Origin of the sequence: Amycolatopsis sp. NBC_00355, assembly GCF_036104975.1 — a bacterium.
Lineage (GTDB): Bacteria > Actinomycetota > Actinomycetes > Mycobacteriales > Pseudonocardiaceae > Amycolatopsis.
This window is the reverse complement of record NZ_CP107982.1, coordinates 1,184,819-1,211,066: the sequence shown is the minus strand read 5'-3', so window position 1 is coordinate 1,211,066 and position 26,248 is coordinate 1,184,819. Positions and strand designations below refer to the sequence as shown.

Genomic DNA, 26,248 nt, shown 5'->3' with positions numbered 1-26,248 from the left:
TCAGCCTTCCTGGTCGAAGGGGGACCCGGGTGCGTCACCGAGCCGGCCCAGTTCGTTGTCGATGAAGGCGAACACCTCGTCGGTGCTGGCCGCGTCGATCCGGTCGGTGACGTCTTCGGGCGCGGCCGCGCCGCCGATCTTCGCCAGGATCCGGCGCAGCCGGGCCGCGACCTCCGCCTGGGCGACGTCGTCGGCCGAGCTGGCCTCCATCAGCTCGTCGAGCCGGTCGAGCTCCGCCGGCAGCGACGTCGCCGCGGCAGGAGCGGGCGCGAGTTCGGTCCGCAGGTGCCGGGCGAGCCCGGCCGGGGTCGGGTAGTCGAAGACGAGCGTCGCGGACAGCGTCAGGCCGGTGGCCGCGGCCAGGCGGTTGCGGAACTCGACGGCGGTCAGCGAGTCGAAGCCGAGTTCGCGGAACTCGAGGCCGCCGTCGATCCGGTCGGCCGGGTGGCCGAGCACGGCCGAGACCTGGGCCCGCACGAGCGTCAGCAGCGTCCGGTCCTGCTCGTTCTCCCGCATCCCGGCGAGCTTCAGGCGCAGGTCGCCGGCCGCGGCCCGGTCGGCTCCGGCGGCGGCGCTGCGCCGTCCCGGACGGCCGATCGGCCGCAGCAGCCAGGGCAGCTCGCCACGGGTGCGCAGCACCGGCAGGTCGACGAGCACCGGCACGAGCGCCGACTCGGTCGACGCCACGGCGCGGTCGAACAGCTCCGCGCCCTGCTCACGCCCGAGCGGCGGCATCCCGCCGCGGACCATGCGTTCGCGCTCGGCGTCGGTCAGGTCGCCCGTCATCCCGGTGTCCCAGGCGCCCCAGGCCAGCGACAGGCCGGGCAGGCCCCGGTCCCGACGCAGGTCGGCGAGGGCGTCGAGGAACGCGTTGGCCGCCGCGTAGTTCGCCTGGCCCGGCGTGCCGATGGTGCCGGCGACCGAGGAGAACAGGACGAACCCTTCCAGCGGCAGGTCGGCGGTCAGCTCGTGCAGGTGCCAAGCGGCGTCGAGCTTCGGCGCGAACACCGTGTCCAGGCGCTCGGCCGTCAGCGAGCCGACGACGCCGTCGTCGACCACGCCCGCGGTATGCACCACGGCGGTGAGCGGGTACTCGGCCGGGATGCCCGCCAGCAGCGCGGCCACAGCGTCGCGGTTAGCGACGTCGCAGGCCTCGACGCGGACGTCGGCCCCGGCTGTTTCGAGTTCCGCGACCAGCTCGGCGACGCCGTCGGCGGCCGGGCCGCGGCGGCTGGCCAGCAGCAGGTGCCGGGCGCCGCCGGTGACAAGGTGCCGGGCGAAGACCCGGCCCAGGCCGCCGGTACCGCCGGTGATGAGCACGGTGCCGTCGGGGTCCCAGGTCGTCTCGGTGGTGTCGAGGGTCGCGCGGGCCAGGCGGGCCACGTTCAGGACGCCGTCACGCAGGACCAGCTGAGGTTCGCCGGTGGCGACCGCGGCACGCAGCGCGTCCGCGTCGGGCTCGTCGACGTCCAGGAGCACGAACCGTCCGGGGTCCTCCGACTGGGCCGAGCGCACCAGGCCCCAGACGGCAGCGGCCGCGACGTCGGTGCGGCCCGGACCGGCGGCACCGCGGGTGACGAACACGACCTTGGTGGCCGAGTCCGTCTGGAGCTGGTCGAGCACCGACGCGGTGAGCGCGTGCGCAGAGGCTCCGGCGTCCGCTTCACCGGACACCGGGACGGCGACCACTCCGGCACCGGACGCCACGGCGGCGGCCAGGTCCGGGTGGGAGTCGCAGCCCAGGGTTTCGGCCAGGCCGAAGCCGTCGCCGACCACGGCCCAAGTGCTGTCGTCCGGCTCGGGAACCGGGACGGGCAGCCAGTTCAGGCGGAACAGCGGGTCGGCCGCGTCCGGAGCGGTGGCCGCCCGGAGGGTGACGCCGGTGGCCGACAGGACGGGCTTGCCCGCCTCGTCGGCGATGGTCAGGGACACGGAGTCGCCGCCGGCGGGCGAGATCCGGACGCGGGCGCGGCTCGCGCCGGCCGCGTGCAGCGACACTCCCGTCCAGGCGAACGGCAGCCCGGCCGGGGCACCTTCGCCGAAGCCGATGGCCTGCAGGGCGGCGTCGAGCAACGCCGGGTGCAGCCCGAACCGCGCGGCTTCCTGGCCCTCGGGCAGCGCCAGCTCGGCGAAGACCTCGGCACCGTCCTGCCAGACGCGGCTGAGGCCCTGGAACGCCGGTCCGTAACCGAATCCGGCCTCGGCGGACGTCTCGTAGAAGCCCGTCAAGTCCACTTCGGACGCTTCGGCGGGCGGCCAGATTTCCGGCACCGGCTCGGCGGCCACGGCCTGCGGCGTCAGCGTGCCGGTCGCGTGGCGGACCCACTCGTCGGTGTCGTCGGCGCGGGAGGAGATCGTCAGCTCGCGACGGCCGCCTTCGTCCGGCTCCCCCGCCGACAGCTGCAGGACGACGGCGCCGTCCGGCTCGAGGACCAGAGGCACGGACAGGGTCAGGTCGGCCACCGACGCGCACCCGACCTCGTCGGCCGCACGCACGGCCAGTTCGAGGAAAGCCGCGCCCGGGAACAGGATCCGGCCGCCGATGACGTGGTCGCGCAGCCACGGCTGGGTGGCCGCGGACAGCCGGCCGGAGAACAGGACACCGAGCGAGTCGGCCAGCGTCACGGTCGCGCCGAGCAGCGGGTGGCCCGTCGGCGCGAGGCCGAGGCCGGTGGCGTCGCCGCCGCCGGCCGGCAGCGGCCAGAACCACTCGTGCTGGAACGCGTAGGTCGGCAGCGAGACGCGGTGCGCACCGGCGAAGTAGTCGTCCCAGCCGATGCTGACGCCGGCGACGTGCAGCCGCGCGATCGCCTCGGTGACCGCGACGGCTTCGTCACGGTCCTTGCGCAGCAACGGGATCACGCTCGCGGACGGTTCGTCGACGGACGCGGACAGGGTCGCGTCCGGGCCCACCTCGGCGAAGACGGTGACGCCGGCTTCGGTGAGCCGCTCGACCGCGTCGCCGAAGCGGACGGTGTCGCGGATCTGGCTGACCCAGTACTCCGGCGACGTGACGTCCCCGGCCGAGACGACCGGCACGCGCGGCTTCGCGAACTCCAGGTTCGCCACGACCTCGCCGAACTCGGCGAGCATCGGCTCCATCAGGACGGAGTGGAAGGCGTGCGACACCCGCAGGCGGCGCTGCTTGGCGAACTTCGAGGCCACCGCGACGACGGCGTCCTCGTGCCCGGACAGGACCACCGAGCCCGGGCCGTTGACGGCCGCGACGTCGACGCCCTCGCCGAGCAGCGGCAGGACGTCCGACTCGGACGCGCGCACCGCGACCATGACGCCGCCGGTCGGCAACGCGCCCATGAGCCGGGCGCGGGCGGACACCAGGGCGCACGCGTCGGGCAGGGACAGCACGCCGGCCACGTGGGCGGCGGCGATCTCGCCGACGGAGTGCCCGGTCACGAAGTCCGGGTGCACGCCCCACGACTCCAGGAGGCGGAACAGGGCGACCTCGAAGGCGAACAGCGCGGGCTGCGCGAATTCGGTGCGGTCGATCAGGTCCGCGTCGCCCAGTGCGTCCCGGACGGCCGGGTCGAGCTGGGCCAGGATCTCGTCGAACGCGCCCGCGAACACCGGGTACACCTCGTGCAGGCGGCGGCCCATGCCGATCCGCTGCGAGCCCTGCCCGGCGAAGAGGAACGCGACCGGCGGGGCGACCCGCGCCTCACCACGCACCACTCCGGCGGGGGTCTCACCGATGGCCAGGTCACGCAGGCCGCTGACCAGGCCGTCGAGGTCGTCGGCGACGACGGCCGCGCGCTGGGCCAGCGCCGCGCGCGTCACCGCGGCGGAGTAGGCGAGGTCGGCCGGGGCGAGGGTCTCGTCGGCCTCGATCCGGTCGGCCAGGCGTGCGGCCTGGGACCGGAGGGCCTCCGGAGTCCGCCCGGAAACGACGACGGGCACCGGGCGGGACACCGGGCTCACGGCACGCGGCGCGGGCCGGTCGGCCGGGGCGGGCTGCTCCAGGATGACGTGCGCGTTGGTGCCGCTGATGCCGAACGACGACACCGCGGACCGGCGGACGCGGTCCACCTCGGGCCAGGACGTGTTCTCCGGCACCAGCGAGACCGCGCCTTCGGTCCAGTCCACGTGGGTCGACGGCTCGGCCGAGAACCGGGACTGCGGGACGACGCCGTGGCGCATGGCCTGCACCATCTTGATCACGCCCGCGACACCGGCGGCGGCCTGGGTGTGGCCGATGTTCGACTTCACCGAGCCCAGCAGCAGCGGCGTCTCCCGGTCACGGCCGTAGGTGGCCAGGAGGCTCTGCGCCTCGATCGGGTCGCCCAGGGGCGTCCCGGTGCCGTGGCCTTCGACGACGTCCACATCGGACACCGACAGCCCGGAGACCGACAGCGCCTGGCGGATGACTCGCTGCTGTGACGGGCCGTTCGGGGCGGTCAGGCCGTTGGACGCGCCGTCCTGGTTGACGGCGGAACCGCGCAGCACAGCAAGGACTTCGTGGCCGTTGCGACGCGCGTCGGACAGGCGTTCCAGCATGACCAGGCCGACACCTTCGGCCCAGCCGACGCCGTCGGCGGAGTCGGAGAACGACTTGCACCGGCCGTCACCGGCCAGCCCGCCCTGGGCCGAGAAGTCCACGAACGCACCCGGCGTCGCCATCACGGTCACGCCGCCGGCGAGCGCCAGTTCGCAGTCACCGGCCCGCAAGGCCTGCGCGGCCCAGTGCATCGCGACCAGCGACGACGAGCACGCCGTGTCGATCGTGACGGCCGGACCTTCCAGGCCCAGCGCGTAGGAGACGCGGCCGGACATCACGCTGCCCGCGGTGCCGATCCCCAGGAAGCCGAGGGCCTCCTCCGGGAACTGCACCCCCTGGCCGTAGTCGTGGTACATCACCCCGGCGAAGACGCCGGTCCGGCTGCCCCGCAGCGAAACGGGGTCGACGCCGGCTCGTTCGATCACTTCCCAGGACGTCTCCAGGAGGAGGCGTTGCTGCGGGTCCATCGCCAGCGCTTCGCGCGGCGAGATCCCGAAGAGCCCAGGATCGAAGCTTCCCGCACCACCGAGAAAACCGCCTTCACGAACATAAGAACGTCCCCGATCCGCCCCGAAGAGGCCACTGAGGTCCCAGCCGCGGTCGGCCGGGAAGGGTCCGACGCCGTCGCCGCCGGTCAGGACCATGTCCCACAGGTCCTCCGGCGAGGTCACGCCGCCGGGGTAGCGGCAGGCCATCGACACGATCGCGATCGGCTCGTCGGCGACCGGCGTGGTCGTGGTGCGCGATCGCAGCACCGGCGCGGCGTCCGCACCGGACAGCTCGTCGCGGAGGTACCCGGCCAGCACGACCGGCGTCGGGTGGTCGAAGACGAGCGTCGCGGGCAGCCGCAGGCCGGTGGCGGCGGCGAGGTGGTTGCGGAACTCGACCGCGGTCAGCGAGTCGAAGCCGAGGCCGCGGAACTCGCGGGCGACGTCGACGGTGGCGGCGTCGAACCCGAGCACCGCGGCGACCTGCGCGCGGATGACGTCGAGCAGCACCTTCTGCTGCTCCCCCTCGCGCAGGCCGGACAGCCGGTCGCGCAGGGCGTTCGCGGTCGGCGTCGCCCGGCCCGCGCCGCGGCGGCCCGGGCGGCCGACCGGGCGCACCAGCCACGGCGGCTCGGCCTGCGACCGGATCAGCGGCAGGTCCATCAGCACCGGCACCAGAGCCGGTTCGCCGGATTCCAGGGCGCGGTCGAACAGCTCGCAGCCCTGCTCGACCGGCAGCGGCGGCATGCCCGCGCGGGTCATCCGCTCGCGGTCGGCGTCGGTCAGGGTGCCGGTCATGCCGGTCTCCCACGCGCCCCAGGCCAGGGACGTCGCGGCCAGGCCACGGTCGTGCCGGTGCGCGGCGAGCGCGTCGAGGAAGGTGTTGGCAGCGGCGTAGTTCGCCTGGCCCGGCGAGCCGATCGTGCCGGCCACCGAGGAGAACAGCACAAACGCGGCGACGTCGCCGGCCAGCTCGTGCAGGTGCCACGCGGCGTCGGCCTTGGGGCGCAGCACGGTGTCGAGGCGGTCGGCGTCGAGGGAGCCGATGACGCCGTCGTCGAGGACACCGGCGGCGTGCACGACGGCCGTGAGTGGCCGGTCGGCCGGGATGCCGGCGAGCAGCGCGGCGACGGCGTCGCGGTCGGCGAGGTCGCAGGCCTCGACGCTGACCTCGGTGCCGTGCGCGGCGAGTTCGGCGACCAGCTCGACGAGCCCGTCGGCCGCACCGCCGCGACGGCTGGCGAGCAGGACGTGCCGGGCGCCGTACTCGGCGGCGATGTGCCGGGCGAACACGCGGCCCAGGCCACCGGTACCGCCGGTGATGAGCACGGTGCCGTCGGGGTTCCAGGCGGCACTTTCACGTGAAAGTGCCGCATTGGGACGGCCGAGGCGGGCGACGCGGGCGGTGCCGTCGCGCAGCAGCAGCTGGGGTTCGCCGATGGCCACCGCGGCGGGCAGGCCGGGCAGGGACACGTCGTCGACGTCGGCGAGCACGAACCGGCCCGGGTCCTCCGACTGGGCCGAGCGCACGAGGCCCCAGACGGCGGCCGCGGCGAGGTCCGTCGGCGCGGTGCCGACGGCGCCGTGGGTCACGAAGACGACCCGGCCGAGGCCGCGTTCACTCGCGGCCTGCACCACGGCCAGGACGTCGGCGGTGACGCGGCGGAGAGCGTCGGGAACGTCTCCGGTGCCGTGGACCGGGACGACGAGGACGTCGGGGTCCGCGGCCAGCGCGGCGTCGAGGTCCGGGTACTCCTGGCCGAGTTCGCCGAGGCGGGTGTCGTGGCCGAGCACGGCCCACTGGCCGTCCGCTTCCCCGGCGGGCACCGGCAGCGGCACCCAATCCAGGCGGAACAGCGGCTCGGGGCCGGACGCGGCCTGGGTCGTCGCGCGCAGCGTGAGGGCGTCGACCGAGAGCACGGGCGCGCCGGTCTCGTCGGTCAGGGTGAGCGCGACGGCGTCGTCGGCGGCCCGGGTGATCCGGGCGCGGACCTTCTCCGCACCGGTCGCGTGGAGCACGGCGCCGGCCCAGGAGAACGGCAGGCCGCCGGGGATGGAGTCCACAAAGGACACCGCCTGCAGGACCGAGTCGAGCAGGGCCGGGTGCAGGCCGAACGCGTCGGCGTCCTCGCCGGGCAGCTCCGCCTCGACGAAGACTTCGCCGTCGCGCAGCCAGACGCGCTGCAGGCCCTGGAACTCCGGGCCGTACGCGAAACCGGCACCGGCGAAGTTGTCGTAGAACGCGGTGAGGTCGACCGGCTCGGCGCCGGACGGCGGCCACTCGGTGTCCGGTTCGGTGGTCGGCAGCGTGCCGGGGGCGACGATGCCCGTGCCGTGGCGGACCCACTCGGCGTCCGGGCCCTCGGCCCGCGACGAGACGCCGACCTCGCGACGGCCCGAAGCGTCAGGGGCGCCGACGACGAGCTGCACCAGGCTGGCGGTGTCATCGAGCACGAGCGGCGCGGCGACGGTGAAGTCCTCGACCTGGCCGCAGCCGACCTGGTCACCGGCCCGCACGACCAGCTCCAGGAAGCCGGCGCCCGGGAACAGGACCTGGCCGCCGATGACGTGGTCGCCCAGCCAGGGCGTCGTCTTCAGTGACAGCCGGCCGGAGAACACCAGGTCGCCGGACCCCGCGACCTCGGTGATCGCGCCGAGCAGCGGGTGCCCGGCCGCGGTCAGGCCGAGGCCGCCGAGCTGGCCCGCGCCGGCCACGAGCCGCGGCCAGAAACGCTGCCGCTGGAACGGGTAGGTGGGCAGTGCGACGCGCCGGGCGCCGGTGCCCTCGAAGAGCGCAGCCCAATCCACGGCGACGCCGCCGGTGTGGAGCGCGGCGAGCGCGGTGACGGCGGCCGTCTCCTCGTTGCGGCCGGCGCGCAGCACCGGCGCGAGGACCTGGTCGTCGCCGTCGAGGAGGGCGGTGAGCACGGCGTCAGGGCCGAGTTCGACGAACGCGCTGACACCGGCGTCGGTGAGCCGGGTGACGGCGTCGGCGAAGCGGACGGTGCCGCGGACCTGGCCGACCCAGTACTCCGGCGACGTGACGTCGCCGTCGCACACGATCGGGACGTCCGGCTCGGCGAAGGTCAGCGTCTCGGCGACCGCCCGGAACTCGGCGAGCATCGGGTCCATCGCCGCGGAGTGGAAGGCGTGGGACACGGTGAGCCGCTTGGTCTTGTCGAACCGCGCGGCGACGGCCAGGACGGCGTCCTCGACACCCGAGAGCACGACGGCCTCGGGACCGTTGACGGCGGCGAGCGAGACGTCGTCGTTCAGGAACGGCCGGATGTCGTCTTCGGTGGCCCGGATCGCCACCATCGCCCCGCCCGCGGGCAGGGCCTGCATCAGGCGAGCACGGGCGGCGACGAGCGTGCAGGCGTCGGCGAGGGACAGCACACCCGCACAGTGGGCGGCCGCGATCTCGCCGACCGAGTGCCCGGCGAGGAACGCGGGCCGCACACCCCACGAACGCACGAGCCGGAACAGGGCCACTTCCAGCGCGAACAGCGCGGGCTGCGCCCAGCCGGTGCGGTCCAGCTCGCTCTGGCGAAGGCCGTAAGGGGCACCCTCAGGGACATCAGCGCCCTGAGGGTGCCCCTCACGGCTGTCCAGCGATCCCGCGTCGTCGCCGAAGACGACGTCGCGCAGCGGCTGCGGGAGGGCGGTGTCGAGGTGGGCGCAGACGGCGTCGAAGGCGTCGGCGAACACCGGGAAACGCTCGTAGAGCCCGCGGCCCATGCCGAGCCGCTGCGAACCCTGGCCGGTGAAGAGGAACGCGGCCGTGCGCACGCGGGCGACGCCGCGGGCGACCTGGTCGCCGGGGGCGAGCAGCACCGCGCGGTGCTCGAACGCCGCCCGCGTCGTGACCAGGGAGAAGCCGGTGTCGATCGGGTCGAGGTCGCGGGGCAGGGCCGCGAGCTGCGCGTCGAGGGCGGCTTCGGACCGGCCGGACAGCACCCACGGCACGACACCCGGCGTGACGTCCCGGCGCGGTTCGACCGGCACGGAGACAGGCGCCTGCTCGATGATCACGTGGGCGTTCGTGCCGCTGAGGCCGAACGACGAGATGCCGGCGCGGCGCGGGTGGCCGTTCTCGCGCCACTCGGTCGCCTCGGTGACCAGCCGGATGTCGCCGCCCGTCCAGTCCACGTGGGACGAAGGTTCGGTGACGTGCAGTGTCGCGGGCACGAGTTCCCGTTGCAGGGCAAGGACCATCTTGATGATCCCGGCGACACCGGCCGCGGCCTGGGTGTGCCCGAGGTTGGACTTGACCGAGCCGAGCAGCAGCGGCCGCTCGCGGTCCCGGCCGTACGCGGCGAGCAGCGCCTGGGCCTCGATCGGGTCGCCCAGCGTGGTGCCGGTGCCGTGGCCTTCGACGACGTCCACTTCGGACGGCTGCAGCCCGGCCGACGCGAGCGCCTGCCGGATGACACGCTGCTGCGACGGGCCGTTGGGGGCGGTGAGGCCGTTGGACGCGCCGTCGGAGTTGATGGCCGAGCCGGCGACGACCGCCAGGACGTCGTGACCGTTCCGCCGCGCGTCGGACAGCCGTTCCACGACGAGGACGCCGATGCCTTCGGACCAGCCGGTGCCGTCGGCGGAGTCGGAGTAGGCCTTGCAGAGGCCGTCCGGGGCGAGGCCGTTCTGGCGGCTGAAGCCGACGAAGCTGACCGGGGTGGACATCACCGTGACGCCACCGGCGAGGGCGAGTTCGCACTCACCGGCGCGCAGGGCCTGGGCGGCCAGGTGCAGCGCGACCAGCGACGACGAGCACGCCGTGTCGATCGTCATCGCCGGGCCTTCGAGGCCGAGGGCGTAGGACAGCCGGCCGGAGACGACGCTCGCCGCGACACCGGTGCCCGCGTGGGCCTCGACGTCGGTGGCGGAGTTGACGATCACCCCGGCGTAGTCCTGGCCGTTGGTGCCGACGAACACGCCGGTGCGGCTGCCGCGCAGGCCGCTCGGGTCGATGCCCGTGCGTTCGACGGCCTCCCACGACGTCTCCAGCAGGAGCCGCTGCTGCGGGTCCATCGCCAGGGCTTCACGCGGGGAGATACCGAAGAACTCCGGGTCGAACTCGGCCGCGTCGGGCAGGAAGCCGCCGCGGTCGACGTAGCTGCTCCCCCGGCCCTGGCCGCCGAGCGCGGTCATGTCCCAGCCGCGGTCGGCGGGGAAGCCGGTGATGGCGTCGCGGCCGTCGGCGAGGAGGTCCCACAGGTGTTCCGGGGTCCGGACGTCGCCGGGGAAGCGGCAGCTCATGCCGACGATGACGATCGGGTCGTCAGTGACCAGGCCGGGCGGCAGGGCGACGGGCAGGTCGGTGCCGTCCCCGATCAGCTCGCCGAGCAGGAATTCGGCCAGGGCGGCCGGGTTCGGGTGGTCGAAGACGAGGGTGGCGGGCAGGCTCAGGGCGGTCGCGGTTTCCAAGCGGTTGCGCAGCTCGATGGCGGTCAGCGAGTCGAAGCCGAGGTCGGAGAACGCCCGCGTGGCGCCGATTTCGCCGGTGCCGGTGTGACCGAGGACGGCCGCGACGTGGTCACGCACGAGGTCCAGCAGCACGGTGACGCGCTCGGCCGCGGGCGAGGTGAGCAGGCGTGTGGCCAACGCGCTGGTGCCGGGCGCCGGGGCCGAGTCCAGTTCGGCGACCACGCGGCGGACCGCGGGGAGGTCGGCCAGGAGCGGGCTGCGGCGGATGCTGAGCAGGGAGCGCAGGACGTCGGCGTTCTGGATGTCCGCGACGACGAGCTGCGCGGCGGGCCCGCCGGCGTCGGCCAGGACGGTGGCGGCCAGGTCCGGGTCGAGGCCGCCGCCGAGGCCGGCGGCCATGCCGTCGCCCGCCCAGGCGCCCCAGGCGATCGACGTCGCGGCCTGGCCGCGGGCCCGCCGGGTTTCGGCGAGCGCGTCGAGGACGGCGTTGGCGGCGGCGTAGTTGGCCTGGCCGGGGTTGCCGACGGCGCCGGCGACCGAGGAGAACAGGATGAACGCGTCGAGGTCGCCGGCCAGCTCGTCGAGCAGGACCGCGGACTCGACCTTGGCGCGGAACACCGCGGCGAAGCGGTCGGGCGTCAGGCTGCCGAGCACGCAGTCGTCGAGCACCCCGGCCGCGTGGATCACGGCGCTGGGGCGGTGCTCGGCGAGCAGCGCGGTGAGCTGGGCGCGGTCGGCGACGTCGCAGCGGGCGATGACGATCCGCTCGTCGTCGCCGGGTTCGCCACCGGAGCGGCTGGCCAGCACGACCCGCTGGGCCCCCTGGGCCAGGAGCCACTTCGTGACGTGGCGGCCGAGCGCGCCGGTACCGCCGGTGACGAGGACGGTGCCGCGGGGCTGCCACGGCGAAGGCGCGGCCGCCGCCGGAGCGAGCCGACGTCCGTAGACGCCGGAGGCGCGGACGGCGATCTGGTCGTCGTCACCTTCCAGTGCCCCGGCGAAGCGGGTGAGCAGCCGCGCGTCGAGGTCGGCCGGCAGGTCGGCGAGACCACCCCAGCGGCGCGGGTACTCCAGAGCCGCGACGCGGCCGAGGCCCCAGGTCGCGGCCTGGGCCGGAGCGGTGAGCCGGTCGGCCGGGCCGGTGGTGACGGCGCCGCGCGTGACGCACCAGAGGATGGCGTCCGCGCCGAGGTCGTCGAGGGCCTGGACGAGGGCGGTGTTGCCGGTGAGGCCCGCGGACTCGTCGAGGGCGAGCAGCGAGACGACGAGCCCGGTGACCTGGCCGCGCAGGAGGTCGGCGAGGGTGTCGCGGTCGGCGCCGGCGGAGATTTCGACGGTCGTGCCGAGGGCGTCGGCGATCTGCCGCGCCCACGGGTCCTCGGCGTGGGACGCGGGGATCAGGACCAGCCGCTCCCCCGCCGTCGCCGGGGTCGCGTCCAGCGGACGCCACTCGATGCGGTAGCGCCAGCCGTCCACAAGGGACTGTCGCTGCCGCCGGGCCCGCAGCGCGGACAGGGCGGGCAGGACGGTTTCCAGGGCCGGGGCGTCGACCTGGAGGTCGGCGGCCAGGTCGGCGAGGTCGCCGCCTTCGACGACCGCCCAGAAGGCGTCGTCGCCGGTCGAGGTGCGGACGGCCGCTTCCGGCCAGTAACGACGGTGCTGGAAGGCGTAGGTGGGCAGGTCGACGGTCCGCGCGCCGGTGCCGGCGAACCAGGCGGTCCAGTCGATCCGCACACCCGCGACGTGCAGCGCGGCAACCGCGGTGGCGACCGCGTCGCGCTCGTCCCGGCCGCGGCGCAGGACGGGGACGGCGGTCGCGCCGGGCACGTCGACCAGCCCGGTGAGGACGGCGTCCGGCCCGACCTCGACGAACGTCGTGACCCCGGCGTCGGCCAGCCGGCCGACGGTGTCGCCGAACCGCACGGTGGCCCGCACGTGCTCGACCCAGTACTCCGGCGACGTGACGTCTCCGGACGCGACCACCGGCAGCTGCGGCTGCGAGAACTTCAAGGCCGAGACGACCTGGCGGAACTCCGCCAGCATCGGGTCCATCAGGTGCGAGTGGAACGCGTGGCTCACCTTGAGCCGCTTGGTCTTCTCGAACCGCGCCGCGACCTCGAGCACGGCGGCTTCGACGCCGGACAGCACGACCGAGCGCGGGCCGTTGACCGCGGCGATGTCGACGCCGTCGATCAGCACGGCGCGAACGTCCTCTTCGGACGCTTCGACCGAGACCATGGCGCCGCCGGCCGGCAGCGCCTGCATGAGCCGGCCCCGCGCCGAGACCAGCGCACACGCGTCGGCCAGCGACAGCACACCCGCGATGTGGGCAGCGGCGATCTCGCCGATCGAGTGGCCCGCCACGTAGTCGGGCCGGATGCCCCACGAGTCCAGGAGCTTCGTCACCGCGATCTCGATCGCGAACAGCGCGGGCTGCGCCCAGCCGGTCTCCGCGATCAAGCCCGCGTCGGTACCCCAGACGACGTTGCGCAGCTCCGGGTCGAAGTACGCCAGCACCTCGTCGAGGGCCTCGGCGAACACCGGGTACGTCTCGGCCAGCTCGCGGCCCATGCCGAGCCGCTGCGCGCCCTGGCCGGTGCACAGGAACGCCTGGACGGGCTGGTGCGCGGTCTCACCGGTGACGGCCCCCGCGGCGAGCTCACCGTCGGCGAGGGCCCGCAGCGCACGGACGGCCGTGTCGGTTTCGTCGGCGACGATCGCCGCGCGGTGCGCGAAGCTCGTCCGGGTGGTGGCCGCCGCGAAGGCGACGTCGAGCAGGTTCGAATCGCCGGCCAGGACACTCAGAAGCCGTCCCGCTTGGGCGCGGAGCGCGTCCTCGGTCCGGCCGGAGACGAGCAGCGGCACCGTCGTCGCGGCCGGGGTCTCGCGCGGCAGCTCCGGAGCGTCCTCGGGGGCCTCGATGATGATGTGGGCGTTGGTGCCGCTGATGCCGAACGACGAGATCCCGGCGCGGCGAGCGCGGCCGGCGGCCGGCCATGCGGTGGCCTCGGCCACGACCTCGACGGCGCCGGCCTCCCAGTCCACATGGGACGACGGCTCGCCCACGTGCAGCGACTTCGGCACGATCCCGTGCCGCATCGCCTCGACCATCTTGATGATCCCGGCCACGCCGGCGGCGGCCTGGGTGTGGCCGAAGTTCGACTTGATCGAGCCCAGCAGCAGCGGCGTTTCCCGGTCCTGCCCGTAGGTCGCCAGGAGGGCCTGGGCCTCGATCGGGTCGCCCAGCACCGTGCCCGTGCCGTGCGCTTCGACGACGTCGACGTCCGAAGTGGACAGTCCCGCGTTGGCCAGCGCCTGGCGGATGACCCGCTGCTGCGACGGGCCGTTCGGGGCGGTCAGGCCGTTGGACGCGCCGTCCTGGTTGACCGCGGAACCCCGCACCACCGCGAGGATCCGGTGGCCGTTGCGGATCGCGTCGGACTGACGCTCGACCACGAGCAGGCCGACACCTTCGGACCAGCCGGTGCCGTCGGCGTCGTCGGAGAACGCCTTGCAGCGGCCGTCCGGGGCGAGGCCGTTCTGGCCGCTGAAGCCCACGAACCCGCCGGGCGTCGCCATCACGGTCACGCCGCCGGCCAGCGCCAGCTCACACTCCCCGGCGCGCAGCGACTGCGCGGCCAGGTGCAGCGCGACCAGCGACGACGAACACGCCGTGTCCACCGTCATCGCCGGGCCTTCGAGGCCCAGGACGTACGACAGCCGGCCGGACGCCACGCTGCCGGCGATGCCGGTCCCGGTCTGCCCGCGCAGGTCGGCGTCGGTGCTCAGCAGCAGGTCGGAGTACGACTGCCCGTTCGTTCCCACGAAGACGCCGGTCCGGGAGCCGCGCAGCGTGGACGCGTCCAGTCCCGCGCGCTCGAACGCCTCCCAGGAAACCTCCAGGAGCAGGCGTTGCTGCGGGTCCATCGCGACCGCTTCGCGCGGCGAGATGCCGAAGAAGCCCGCGTCGAACTCGGTCGCGTCGTAGAGGAACCCGCCCGCCTGCGTGTCGCTGCCGGCGAGCGAGGCGACGTCCCAGCCGCGGTCGGCCGGGAAGCCCGAGACGGCGTCACCGCCGGAGGCCACCAGGTCCCACAGCTCGTCGGGGCCGGTCACGCCGCCCGGGAAGCGGCACGCCATCCCGACCAGCACGATCGGGTCGCCTTCCACGGCCGCGGTCGTCACGACGGCGTCGGCGCCGCGGGCGCCGAACAGCTCGCCCAGCACGAAGCCCGCCACCGCGACCGGCGTCGGGTAGTCGAAGACCAGCGTGGACGGCAGCCGCAGCCCCGTCACCCCGGCCAGCCGGTTGCGGAACTCCACCGCCGTCAGGGAATCGAAGCCCAGTTCACGGAATTCGCCGGTGGTGTCGACGTTCTCCGGTGCGTGCCCGAGCACGGTCGCGACCTCGGCGACCACCCGGCCGGTGAGCACGCGCAGCTGCTCGGGCTCGCGCATCCCGGCGAGCTGCTCGCGCAGCGACCCGCGGACGTGCGCGGCGTCGCCACCGGCGCGGCGCCGGCCGGGCTGGGTGACCGGGCGCAGCAGCCACGGCAGCTCACCCTGGGCGCGCATGGCCGTCATGTCCACGCGCATCGGGACGACGACCGCGCTCGGCGAGCGGGTGGCGCGGTCGAACAGCCGCATGCCGTGCTCGACGGTCAGCGGCGGCACGCCACCGCGCGCCATCCGCTCGCGGTCGGCGTCGCTGAGGGTGCCGACCATGCCGGTTTCCCAGCCGCCCCAGGCCAACGAGGTCGCGACGCGGCCTTCGGCGTGGCGGTGGGCGGCGAAGGCGTCGAGGAACGCGTTGGCGGCGGCGTAGTTGCCCTGCCCGGCCGAGCCGACGGTGCCGGCGACCGAGGAGAACACCACGAACGCGGCCAATTCCAGGTCGCGGGTCAGCTCGTCGAGGTGGACGACGGCGTCGGCCTTGGGCCGCAGCACGCGGTCGAGCCGGTCGGCATCGAGGGACGCGAGGACGCCGTCGTCGAGGACGCCGGCGGTGTGCACGACGGCCTTGAGCGGGTGCTCAGCGGGGATCCGGCCGAGGACGGCGGCAAGCTGGTCGCGGTCGGCGGCGTCGCAGGCCTCGACCGTGACGTCGACGCCCGAAGTGGTCAGCTCGTCCCGGAGTTCCGCGGCACCAGGCGCGTCGAGGCCGCGGCGGCTGGTGAGCACGAGGTGGCGGATGTCGTAGCCGGCGACGAGGTGGCGGGCGAGCTCGCGGCCCAAGCCACCGGTGCCGCCGGTGATGAGCAGCGTGCCTTCGGGGTCCCAGCGCGGCGGCAGCGTCAGCACGATCTTGCCGATGTGCCGGGCACGGCTCATGAACCGGAACGCCGGGCCGCTCTGGCGCAGGTCCCAGCTGCGGATCGGCAACGGGGTGAGCACGCCCTCGCCGAACAGCCGCAGCAGCTCGACGAGCAGCTCCTGCGTCCGGTCGGGACCGGCCTCGCCGAGGTCGAACGCGCGGTAGCGGATCCGGCTCAGCGCGCCGGCGTCGCGGACGTCGGTCTTGCCCATCTCGAGGAACCGGCCGCCGTCGGCGAGCAGGTTCAGCGACGCATCGGCGAAGTCGCCGGCCAGGGCGTTCAGGACGACGTCGACGCCGGTCCCGCCGGTGACCCGGCGGAAGGCGGCCTCGAAGTCCAGGGTCCGGGAGGAGGCGATGTGGTCGTCGGCGACCCCCAGCTCGCGCAGGACGTGCTGCTTGCCGGAACTGGCCGTCGCGAAGACCTCGGCGCCGAGGTGGTGGGCGAGCTGGATCGCGGCCATGCCGACGCCGCCGGCGCCCGCGTGGATCAGGACCTTCTCGCCCGGCCGCAGGTCGGCCAGGTCGACGAGCGCGTAGTAGGCGGTGAGGAAGACCAGCGGCACGGACGCGGCGGTCCGCGAGGACCACTCGGCCGGCACCGGGGCCACGTACCGGGCGTCGAGGGTGGTGTACGGCCCGAACGGGCCCGGCATCATGCCGAAGACGCGCTCGCCGACGCGGGCCGGGTCGACGCCCGGGCCGGTGGCCTCGATGACGCCCGCGCCCTCGGCGCCGAGCTTGCCGGCCTCGCCGGGGTACATACCCAGGACGTTCAGCACGTCGCGGAAGTTGAGGCCGGCGGCCTCGACGCGGACGCGGATCTCCCCGGGTGCCAGGTCTTCGAGGACCTCCGGGCACGCTTCGGCGGTCAGGCCGTCGATCCCCGCGGCACCGGCGGTGAGCCGCCACGCCGGTACCGCGGGAGGCAGGATGTCGCCGTTGCCGGCGAGGCGCCCGAGCCGGGCGACGCGGATGCTTTCGCCGCGGACGGCGAACTGCGGTTCACCGGAGACGACGAACCCGGTGCCCGGCAGCGCCGCGCCGGGTTCCAGGTCGACCAGCACGAACCGGTCGGGCTGCTCGGACTGCGCCGAGCGGATCAGGCCCCAGGCCGCGGCGGCGGCGAGGTCGGCGATGCGCTCGCCCGGGTCGACGGCCACGGCGCCGCGCGTGACGAAGACGATGCGGCCGGCTCGCTCGTCGGTGAAGGCGTTCTGCAAGACCGAAAGGACCCGCGTGGTGACGTCACGGACGGCGGTGAGGACGTCGCCGGCACCCGCGACGGGCACGAGCAGGACGTCCGGTTCGAGGGAAAGGGCCTGCTCGAGGTCGGCGCAGCGCCGGGCGACGGGCGCCAGCAGCGGGTCGTCGCCGAGCAGCGCCCACGTGCCGGCCGGGGCGTCCTTGGCCAGCGCGGCCGGGATCCAGGTGGTCTGGAACAGCGACTCGTCGTCGGCGCTGCGGGGCGTGGCTTCGCGCAGCTGCAGGGATTCGGCCGACAGCACGGGCGCGCCGGTCTCGTCGGCGACGGCGATGGCCACCGACTCCTGGTCGACGGGGGTGATCCGGGCGCGGATCCGGGTGGCGCCGGTCGCGTGCAGGGAGACGCCGGACCAGGCGAAGGGCAGGCCGGGAGCGATCGAGTCGAGCCGGTGGATGGCGTGCAGCACCGAGTCGAGGAGCGCGGGGTGCAGGCCGAACGCGTCGCTGTCCTCGGGCAGCGCGGCTTCTACGAGCAGGGCTTCGCCGTCGTTCCAGGCCTTCACCAGGCCGCGGAACGCCGGACCGTACTCCAGACCGTTGTCGGCTAGTTCGTTATACAGCGTGGTGACGTCCACCTCGGCCGCGCCGGCCGGTGGCCAGTCGCCGACCGTGGCGGCCGGGCGTTCGCCGACCGCGACGACGCCGGCGGCGTGCTGCGTCCACTCCGCGTGCGGGTCGGTGCCGCGGGAGGAGATGGTCAGCTCGCGCAGGCCGGCGTCGTCGGGACCGCCGACGGTGACCTGCAGCAGGGTCGGTTCGTGCTCACGCAGCCACAGCGGCGCGGCGACGGTGAGGCTTTCGACGGCCGAGCAGCCGACCTGGTCGGCGGCGCGGACGGCGAGGTCGAGGAACCCGGTGCCGGGGAACAGCACGTGCCCGCCGACGACGTGGTCGGCCAGCCACGGCTGCCCGGCCAGGGACAGCAGGCCGGAGAAGACGACGCCGCCGGAGTCGGCGAGGTCGACGGCGAAGTCGAGCAGCGGGTGCCCGGCCGGGGTGAGGCCGAGGCGTTCGACGGCGCCGCGGCCCGGCGTCACGCTGGGCCAGTAGTGCTGGCGCTGGAAGGCGTAGGTGGGCAGGTCGACGGTCCGGGCGCCGGTGCCGGCGAACCACGGCGTCCAGTCGACGTCGACGCCGGCGACGTGCAGCCGGGCCAGCGCGCCGAGCACGGCGTCGGGTTCCGGGCGGTCCTTGCGCAGCAACGGCGTGACGACGGCGTCCGGTGCGTCGACCATCGCGGAGAGGACGCCGTCCGGGCCGATCTCGAGGAACGCGGTGACGCCGGCCCCGGTGAGCTGCCGCAGGGCGTCGGCGAACCGGACGGTGTCGCGGACGTGGCGGACCCAGTACTCCGGCGAGGTGACGTCGCCGGTGGTGACGAACGGGATGCGCGGCTGCGCGAAGGTCAGCGTCGAAACGACGTCGCGGAACTCGTCGAGCATCGGGTCCATCAGCCCGGAGTGGAAGGCGTGGCTGACCTTGAGCCGCTGGGACTTCGCGAACCGGGCGGCGACGGCCAGGACGTCGGCCTCGACGCCCGACAGCACGACCGAGCGCGGGCCGTTGACGGCCGCGAGGGAGACGCCGTCGGTGAGCAGCGGGCGGACGTCGGATTCGGACGCTTCGACGGCGACCATCGCGCCACCGCGCGGCAGGGCCTGCATCAGGCGGCCGCGGGCGGTGACCAGGGTGGCGGCGTCGGCCAGCGACAGCACACCCGCGATGTGCGCGGCGGCGATCTCGCCGATCGAATGGCCGGCGACGTACGCGGGCAGGACGCCGTGGGCCTCGGCCAGGCGGGCCAGGGCGACCTCGACGGCGAACAGCGCGGGCTGCGCCCAGCCGGTTTCGGCGAGCAGGCTCGGGTCGTCGCCCCACAGGACGTCGCGGACGCCGGGGTCGAGGTGGCCGAGGACCTCGTCGAGGGCCGCGGCGAACGGCGCCGACGTGGCGTGCAGCTCCCGGCCCATGCCGAGCCTCTGCGAGCCCTGGCCGGTGAACAGCAGCGCGACCGAGGAGGTCGCGGCGGCCGCGCCGGTGGCGGCTTCGCGGACGCCGTCGACGGTGGCGAGCAGGACGGTGCGGTGCGGGAAGCTCGCACGCGTGGTGACCAGCGAGTGCCCGACGTCGAGGCGGTCGAGGCCGGTCTCGGTGATCCGCGCGACCTGCGCGGCGACGGCAGCTTCGGTCTTGCCGGAGACGACCCACGGCACGACCGGCAGCTCACGGCGTTCGGCGTCCGGCTCTGCGACGGGCTCGGGCGCCTCGATGATGACGTGCGCGTTGGTGCCGCTGATGCCGAAGGACGAGATCCCGGCCCGGCGAGCACGGTCGGCGGCGGGCCAGTCGACGGCCTCGGAGACGACCTCGACGGCGCCCGCGGTCCAGTCAACATGGGACGACGGCTCGCCGACGTGCAGCGACGGCGGCACGGTCCCGTGCCGCATCGCCTCGATCATCTTGATGATGCCCGCGACACCCGCGGCGGCCTGGGTGTGCCCGAAGTTGGACTTGATGGAACCCAGCAACAGCGGGGTTTCCCGGTCCTGGCCGTAGGTCGCCAGCAGGGCCTGGGCCTCGATCGGGTCGCCCAGCACCGTGCCGGTGCCGTGCGCTTCGACGACGTCGACGTCCGAAGTGGACAGTCCGGCATTGGCGAGAGCCTGGCGGATCACGCGCTGCTGCGAAGGGCCGTTCGGGGCGGTGAGGCCGTTGGACGCGCCGTCCTGGTTGACGGCCGAGCCGCGGAGCACGGCGTGGATCCGGTGGCCGTTGCGGAGGGCGTCGGACTGGCGTTCCAGGACGAGGACGCCGACGCCTTCCGACCAGCCCGTGCCGTCGGCGTCGTCGGAGAACGCCTTGCAGTGACCGTCCGGCGCGAGGCCGTTCTGGCCGCTGAAGCCGACGAACCCGCCGGGTGTCGCCATCACGGTGACGCCGCCGGCGAGCGCGAGGGTGCACTCCCCCGAGCGCAGCGACTGGGCCGCCAGGTGCATCGCGACCAGCGACGACGAACACGCCGTGTCGACGGTCATCGCCGGGCCCTCCAGGCCCAGCACGTACGAGAGGCGGCCGGACACGACGCTGCCGGCGATGCCGGTGCCGGTCTGGCCGCGCATGTCGACGTCGGCGGTGAGGAACAGGTCGGAGTACGACTGGCCGTTGGTGCCGACGAACACGCCGGTCCGGGAGCCGCGCAGGCCGGTGGCGTCGAGGCCGGCGCGTTCGAACGCCTCCCACGACACTTCCAGCAGCAGGCGCTGCTGCGGGTCCATCGACATCGCTTCGCGCGGCGAGATGCCGAAGAAGCCCGCGTCGAACTCGGCCGCGTCGTAGAGGAAACCCCCGGCGCGGGTGTCGGAGGCGGCCAGCGCCGCGACGTCCCAGCCGCGGTCGACCGGGAAGCCCGAGACGGCGTCGCCGCCCGAAGCGACCAGGTCCCACAGGTCTTCCGGGCCCGCGATGCCGCCGGGGAAGCGGCACGCGACGCCGACCACGACGACCGGGTCGTCCGCGAACGCGCCCGTGTTCGCCACGACGTCGTCGACGCCGCGGGCGCCGAACAGCTCGCCCAGCACGAACTGCGCGACGGCCGTCGGGGTCGGGTGGTCGAAGACGAGCGTCGCGGGCAGGCGCAGGCCCGTGACGGTGGCCAGCTTGTTGCGGAACTCGACCGCGGTCAGCGAGTCGAAACCCAGGTCGGAAAACGACTTCCCGGCGCCGACGGCGGTGGCGTCGGCGTGGCCGAGCACCGTGGCGGCGCGGCTGCGGACGAGGTCGACGACGGCGGTGAGCCGGTCGGCCTCGGACAGCTCGCGCAGGCCGCGGGCGAGGTCGCCGGCGGCCGCGGAGGTGGCGACGGCGGCCGAGCGGCGGGTGCCGCCGACCAGGCCGCGCAGCAGCGGCGGGAGTTCGTCGAGCAGGCGCAGCGCGGCGAGGTCGACGGCGACCGGGACGACCAGCGCGTGCGGCAGGGTCAGCGCGGTGTCGAAGAGCGCGAGACCATGGTCGAGTTCGAGCGGCGGCATGCCGGTGCGAGCCATCCGCGCGCGGTCGGCCTCCGACAGGGAGCCGGCCATGCCGCCTTCGACCGCCCACGAGCCCCAGGCCAGGGACAGTCCGGGCAGACCGGTCGCGCGGCGGTGAGCGGCGAGGGCGTCGAGGAAGCTGTTGGCGGCGGCGTAGTTGCCCTGCCCGGCGCCGCCCATGATCCCGGCGACGGAGGAGAACAGCACGAACGCGGCGACGTCGCCGGCTAGTTCGTGCAGGTGCCACGCGGACGCGGCCTTGGCGGTCAAGACACGAGTCAGCCGCTCGGGGGTGAGTGCGGTGACGACGCCGTCGTCGAGGACGCCGGCCGCGTGCACGACGGCGGTGAGCGGGTGCTCGGCCGGGATCGTGGCGAGAGCGGTTTCGAGCGCCGTACGGTCGGCGACGTCGCAAGCGGCGACGGTCGCGTCGACCCCGAGGGCGGCCAGGTCGTCGCGGAGGTCCTGCGCGCCCGGGGCGTCCGGGCCGCGACGGCTGAGCAGGAGCAGGTGCCGGACACCGTGCTCACGCACCAGGTGCCGGGCGAGTTCCGCGCCGAGACCGCCGGTGCCGCCGGTGATCAGGACGGTCCCGTCCGGGTTCCACGCGCGTGCCTCGGCGCCGGTCATCCGGGCCCGGGCGAGTCGCGCCGCGCGGACATCGTCGCCGCGCAGCGCGAGCTGCGGTTCGTCGAGCGCGAGGGCCCGCGCCACCGCGTCGGCCGACGTCTCGGCGTCGACGTCCACCAGCACGAACCGGCCCGGGTTCTCGGCCTGGGCGGTGCGGATCAGGCCCCAGACGGCCGCCGCGGCGAGGTCGTGGATCGGCTCGCCGTCCTCGGTGGCCACGGCGCCTTCGGTCACGAACGCCAGCCGGGCGTGCGCGAAACGTTCGTCGGCCAGCCACTCCTGGGCCAGCACCAAAGCGCGCGTCGCCAAGCCTTCCAGGGGATCCGACGCCGTGAGCCGGGCCGTGACGACGGCCGGGACGTCCGCCAGGTCGGCGAGCGGACCGGTCAGGTCGGTGACGACGACGGCGTCCGGCGGGAGCACGACCGGCGCCCAGCGCGGCTCGAACAGCGAGTCCGCACCGGTGAACGTCACGGCACCGACGGCTTCCGCGTGGACGGACCCGACCGACGCGACGGGCTGCCCGGCCGCGTCGGCCATGGCCAGCGAAACGCCGCCCTCGCCGTGGCGGATCCGGACGCGCACCCGGGCCGCGCCCGCGGCGTGCAGCGTCACCCGGGTCCACCGCGCCGGGTAGCCGCGCAGGCCGGCCGCGTGCAGCGCGCTCTCCAGCAGCCGCGGGTGCAGCCCGAACGCCGTGGTGTCGTCCTCGCCGAAGGCGACCTCGGCGAACACGTCGTCGCCGCGGCGCCACAGGCCGCGCAGCTCCGGAAGGTCCGACGTCAGTTCTTCGGCGTCGGCCGGGGGCCACTGGGCAGTGGCGAAGTCTTCGTGGTGCCCGCCGGTGGCGAGCACACCTTCGGCGCGGCGGACCCAGCTGCCGACAACCGACCCGGCGGGCCGGGTGTGGATGTCGAGGCGGCGGCGGCCGGTCGCGTCCGGCTCCCCCACCGACAGCTGCAGGTCGACGGCGTCGTCGGCGGCCAGCTCCAGCGGCGCGCCGAGGGTGAGTTCCTCCACCAGGTCGCAGCCCAGGTCCAGCCCGGCTCGCAGGGCCAGCTCGAGGAACCCGCTGCCGGGGAACTGCGTGCCGGTCAGCCACGGGTGGGTGCGCGCGGACAGCCTGCCGGTCAGCAGCAGGCCGTCGGACTCGGCGAGGGTGAGCGACGCGCCGAGCAGCGGGTGCTGAACCGGCGTGAGGCCGAGTCCGGCCGCGTCGGCGACGCTCTCCACAGTGGACGGCCAGTACCGCTCGCTCTGGAACGGGTAGGTCGGCAGGGCCACGGGCCGCGCGCCGGTGCCGGCGAAGAACGCCGTCCAGTCGATCCGGACACCCGCAGTGTGCAGAGCGGCCAGCGCGGCCGTCAGCGTCTCGGGCTCGTCGACGTCCTTGCGCAGCACCGGGATCGCGGTGACGTCGTCGGCGCTCAGCCCGACCAGCGGGGTGAGCACGGCGGCCGGGCCCAGCTCGGCGAACACCGTCGCGCCCCGCTCGGCGAGGCGGCGCACAGCGTCGCCGAAGCGGACCGGCTCGCGGACGTGGCGCACCCAGTACTCGGCGGAGGTGACGTCGCCGCCGGCGACGAACGGCAGCACCGGCTCGGCGAAGGTCAGGCCGGTGACGATCTGCCGGAAGTCGGCCAGCATCGGGTCCATCAGCCGCGAGTGGAAGGCGTGGGACACGGCCAGCCGGCGCGGCCGGTCGAACCGCTCGGCCACCGCGAGCACGGCGTCCTCGGCACCGGACAGCACGACGGACGTCGGCCCGTTGACCGCCGCGACGCAGACGTCGTCGCTCAGGTACGGCCGGACGTCGTCCTCGCTCGCCCGCACGGCGACCATCGCGCCGCCCGCGGGCAGCGCCTGCATCAGCCGGGCGCGGGCGCTGACCAGCACACAGGCGTCGTTCAGGGACAGCACGCCGGAGACGTGCGCCGCGGCGATCTCGCCGACGGAGTGCCCGGCGACGAAGTCGGGCCGCACGCCCCAGGACTCGAGGAGCCGGAACAGCGCGACCTCCACGGCGAACAGCGCGGGCTGCGCGTGCCCGGTGTCGTCGAGGGCACCGGCGTCGGCACCGGACAGGACTTCGCGGACGGCCGGGTCGAGCAGGTCGAGCGTCGCGGACAGGGCGTCGGCGAAGACCGGGAACCGGGCGGCGAGGGTGCGGCTCATGCCGAGCCACTGCGCGCCCTGCCCGGAGAAGACGTACGCGAGGGCCGGCGGCTGGTCGGCCGAGCCGGTGACGACTCCGGCCGCTTCACCGTCGTCCAGCCAGGACGCCAGGGCGGCCCGCGGGTCGCCGCCGACGACCGACAGCCGCTCTTCGAACGACGAGCGGGTGGTCGCCAGCGACCACGCCACGTCCAGGGGGTCGCGGTCCTCGGTGGCCGAGAGCACCTGGGTCACCTGGGCCCGCAGCGCGGCCGGAGTGCGCCCGGACAGCAACCAGGGCACGGGAATCGAGGCCCGCGGAGTCTCCTCGGCGACGGTCAGTGGCGGGGCCTGCTCGATCAGCGCGTGGGCGTTGGTTCCACTGACGCCGAACGACGACACACCGGCGCGACGCGGGCGGCCGGTCTCCGGCCACGGCGTCTGCTCGGCCGCCAGGACAACGCTGCCGGACTTCCAGTCCACATGAGATGACGGCTCAGCGGCGTGCAAAGTCTGCGGCACCACACCGTGCCGGATCGCCTCGACGGTCTTGATGATCCCGGCGACCCCGGCCGCGGCCTGGGTGTGGCCGATGTTGGACTTGACCGACCCCAGCAGCAGCGGCGTCTCACGGTCCTGGCCGTAGGTGGCCAGCAGGGCCTGTGCTTCGATCGGGTCGCCGAGTTTCGTGCCGGTGCCGTGCGCCTCGACGACGTCGACGTCCGAAGTGGACAGTCCGGCGCACGCGAGGGCCTGGCGGATGACACGCTGCTGGGACGGGCCGTTCGGCGCGGTGAAGCCGTTCGACGCACCGTCGGAGTTGACGGCGGTGCCGCGGACGACGGCGAGGACCTCGTGCCCGAGGCGCTGGGCGTCGGACAACCGCTCCAGCACCAGCACGCCGACACCTTCGGACCAGCCGGTGCCGTCCGCGTCGTCGGAGAACGCCTTGCAGCGGCCGTCGCCGGCGAGGCCGCCCTGACGGCTGAACTCCATCAGGGAGCCGGGTGTCGACATCACGTTGACCCCGGCGGCGAGCGCCAGCGAGCACTCCCCCGCCCGCAGCGCCTGCGCGGCCAGGTGCACCGCGACCAGCGACGACGAGCAGGCCGTGTCGATGGTGACGACCGGGCCTTCCAGACCCAGCGAATACGCGAGCCGGCCGGAGATCGCGCTCGCCGCGATCCCGGTGCCCACCGAACCGTCCGCGTCGGCGAGCGAGCGGACCATCAGGTAGGCGTAGTCCTGGCCGTTCGTCCCGGCGAACACGCCGGTCTTGCTGCCCCGCAACCGTTTCGGGTCGATCCCGGCCCGTTCGATCGCCTCCCAGGACACCTCCAGCAGCAGGCGCTGCTGCGGGTCCAGGGACACCGCCTCGCGCGGCGAGATGCCGAAGAACCCGGCGTCGAAGTCGGCGACGCCGTCGAGGAACCCGCCGGCCTGGCTGACGCTCATGCCGCGCTCGTCGACGCCGGCGCCGGTGACCGCTTCGAGGTCCCAGTCGCGGTCGGCGGGGAACGGCCCGATGGCGTCCCCGCCGTTCGCCACCAGGTCCCAGAGGGCCTCCGGGGAGCGGACGCCGCCGGGGAACCGGCAGCTCATGGCCACGATCGCGATCGGCTCCGTCGACGCGGCCAGCAACTCCTGGTTCTGCCGCTTGAGCCGTTCGGACTCCTTCATGGCGGCACGGAGTGCTTCGACGACCCGGTCGTTCGGCGTGGACATGTGTCAGCTCCGTAGGTTCATCGGGATCAGGTGGCCTCACCGTCGAGCGCGGCGCGGACCAGGTCGTCGAGCGACATCCCGTCGATGTCTTCGCTCGCCTTCCCGGTGCCGCCGACCGGGTCCGGGACCTGCCCGGCCAGGCGCCGCAGGGGTTCCAGCACGCCGATCTCACGCAGGCGGGCCAGGGGTACCGTCGCGAGCAGGGCTCGCAGTGCCGCATCGTCGTCACCGGTGTCGGGCACCAGCTGCCGGACCAGGTCCGCCGCCAGCACCGCCGGGGACGGGTGGTCGAACACCAGCGTCGCGGGCAGTTCCAGGCCGGTCGCCGCCGCGAGCTGGTTGCGCAGCTCGATCGCGCTGAGCGAGTCGAAGCCCAGTCCGGAGAACGGCCGCTCCGGGTCGACCGCGTGCGGCCCGGCGAAGCCGAGCACCGCGGCGACCTGGGTGCGGACGACGTCCAGCGCGGCCTTCTCGCGGTCCGGAGCCGGCAGCTTCGCCAGCTTGTCCCGCAGGGCCCCGGACACGTCGACCGGTGCCTCGGCGGTGAGCCGGTGGTACTCGGGCAGGTCGGTCAGCAGCGGGCTCGGGCGGGCCGCGGTGAACGTGCGCAGGAACGTGGCGTGGTCGATGTCGGCGACCACCGGGGTGGCGTCGCTCGCCAGCACGACCTGCGCGAACGTGGTGAGCGCGAGGTCCACCGGCA

The 26,248-nt window shown here is 74.6% G+C and carries 2 protein-coding genes (1 of these 2 only partly in view); both read right to left on the bottom strand.

Features of this window, described 5'->3' with window-relative positions; genetic code table 11:
* Positions 1–25,545, bottom strand: a complete 25,545-nt coding sequence (locus tag OHS18_RS05015) for a type I polyketide synthase (protein ID WP_328616108.1) — start codon at positions 25,543–25,545, stop codon at positions 1–3.
* A 26-nt stretch (positions 25,546–25,571) separates the two neighbouring features.
* Positions 25,572–26,248, bottom strand: partial view of a type I polyketide synthase gene (locus OHS18_RS05010; protein ID WP_328616107.1) — the 3' end only. 26,611 nt of this gene lie beyond the right edge of the window; 677 of the gene's 27,288 nt are visible here — the last part of the coding sequence; the start codon falls outside the window, past its right edge; it ends in the stop codon at positions 25,572–25,574.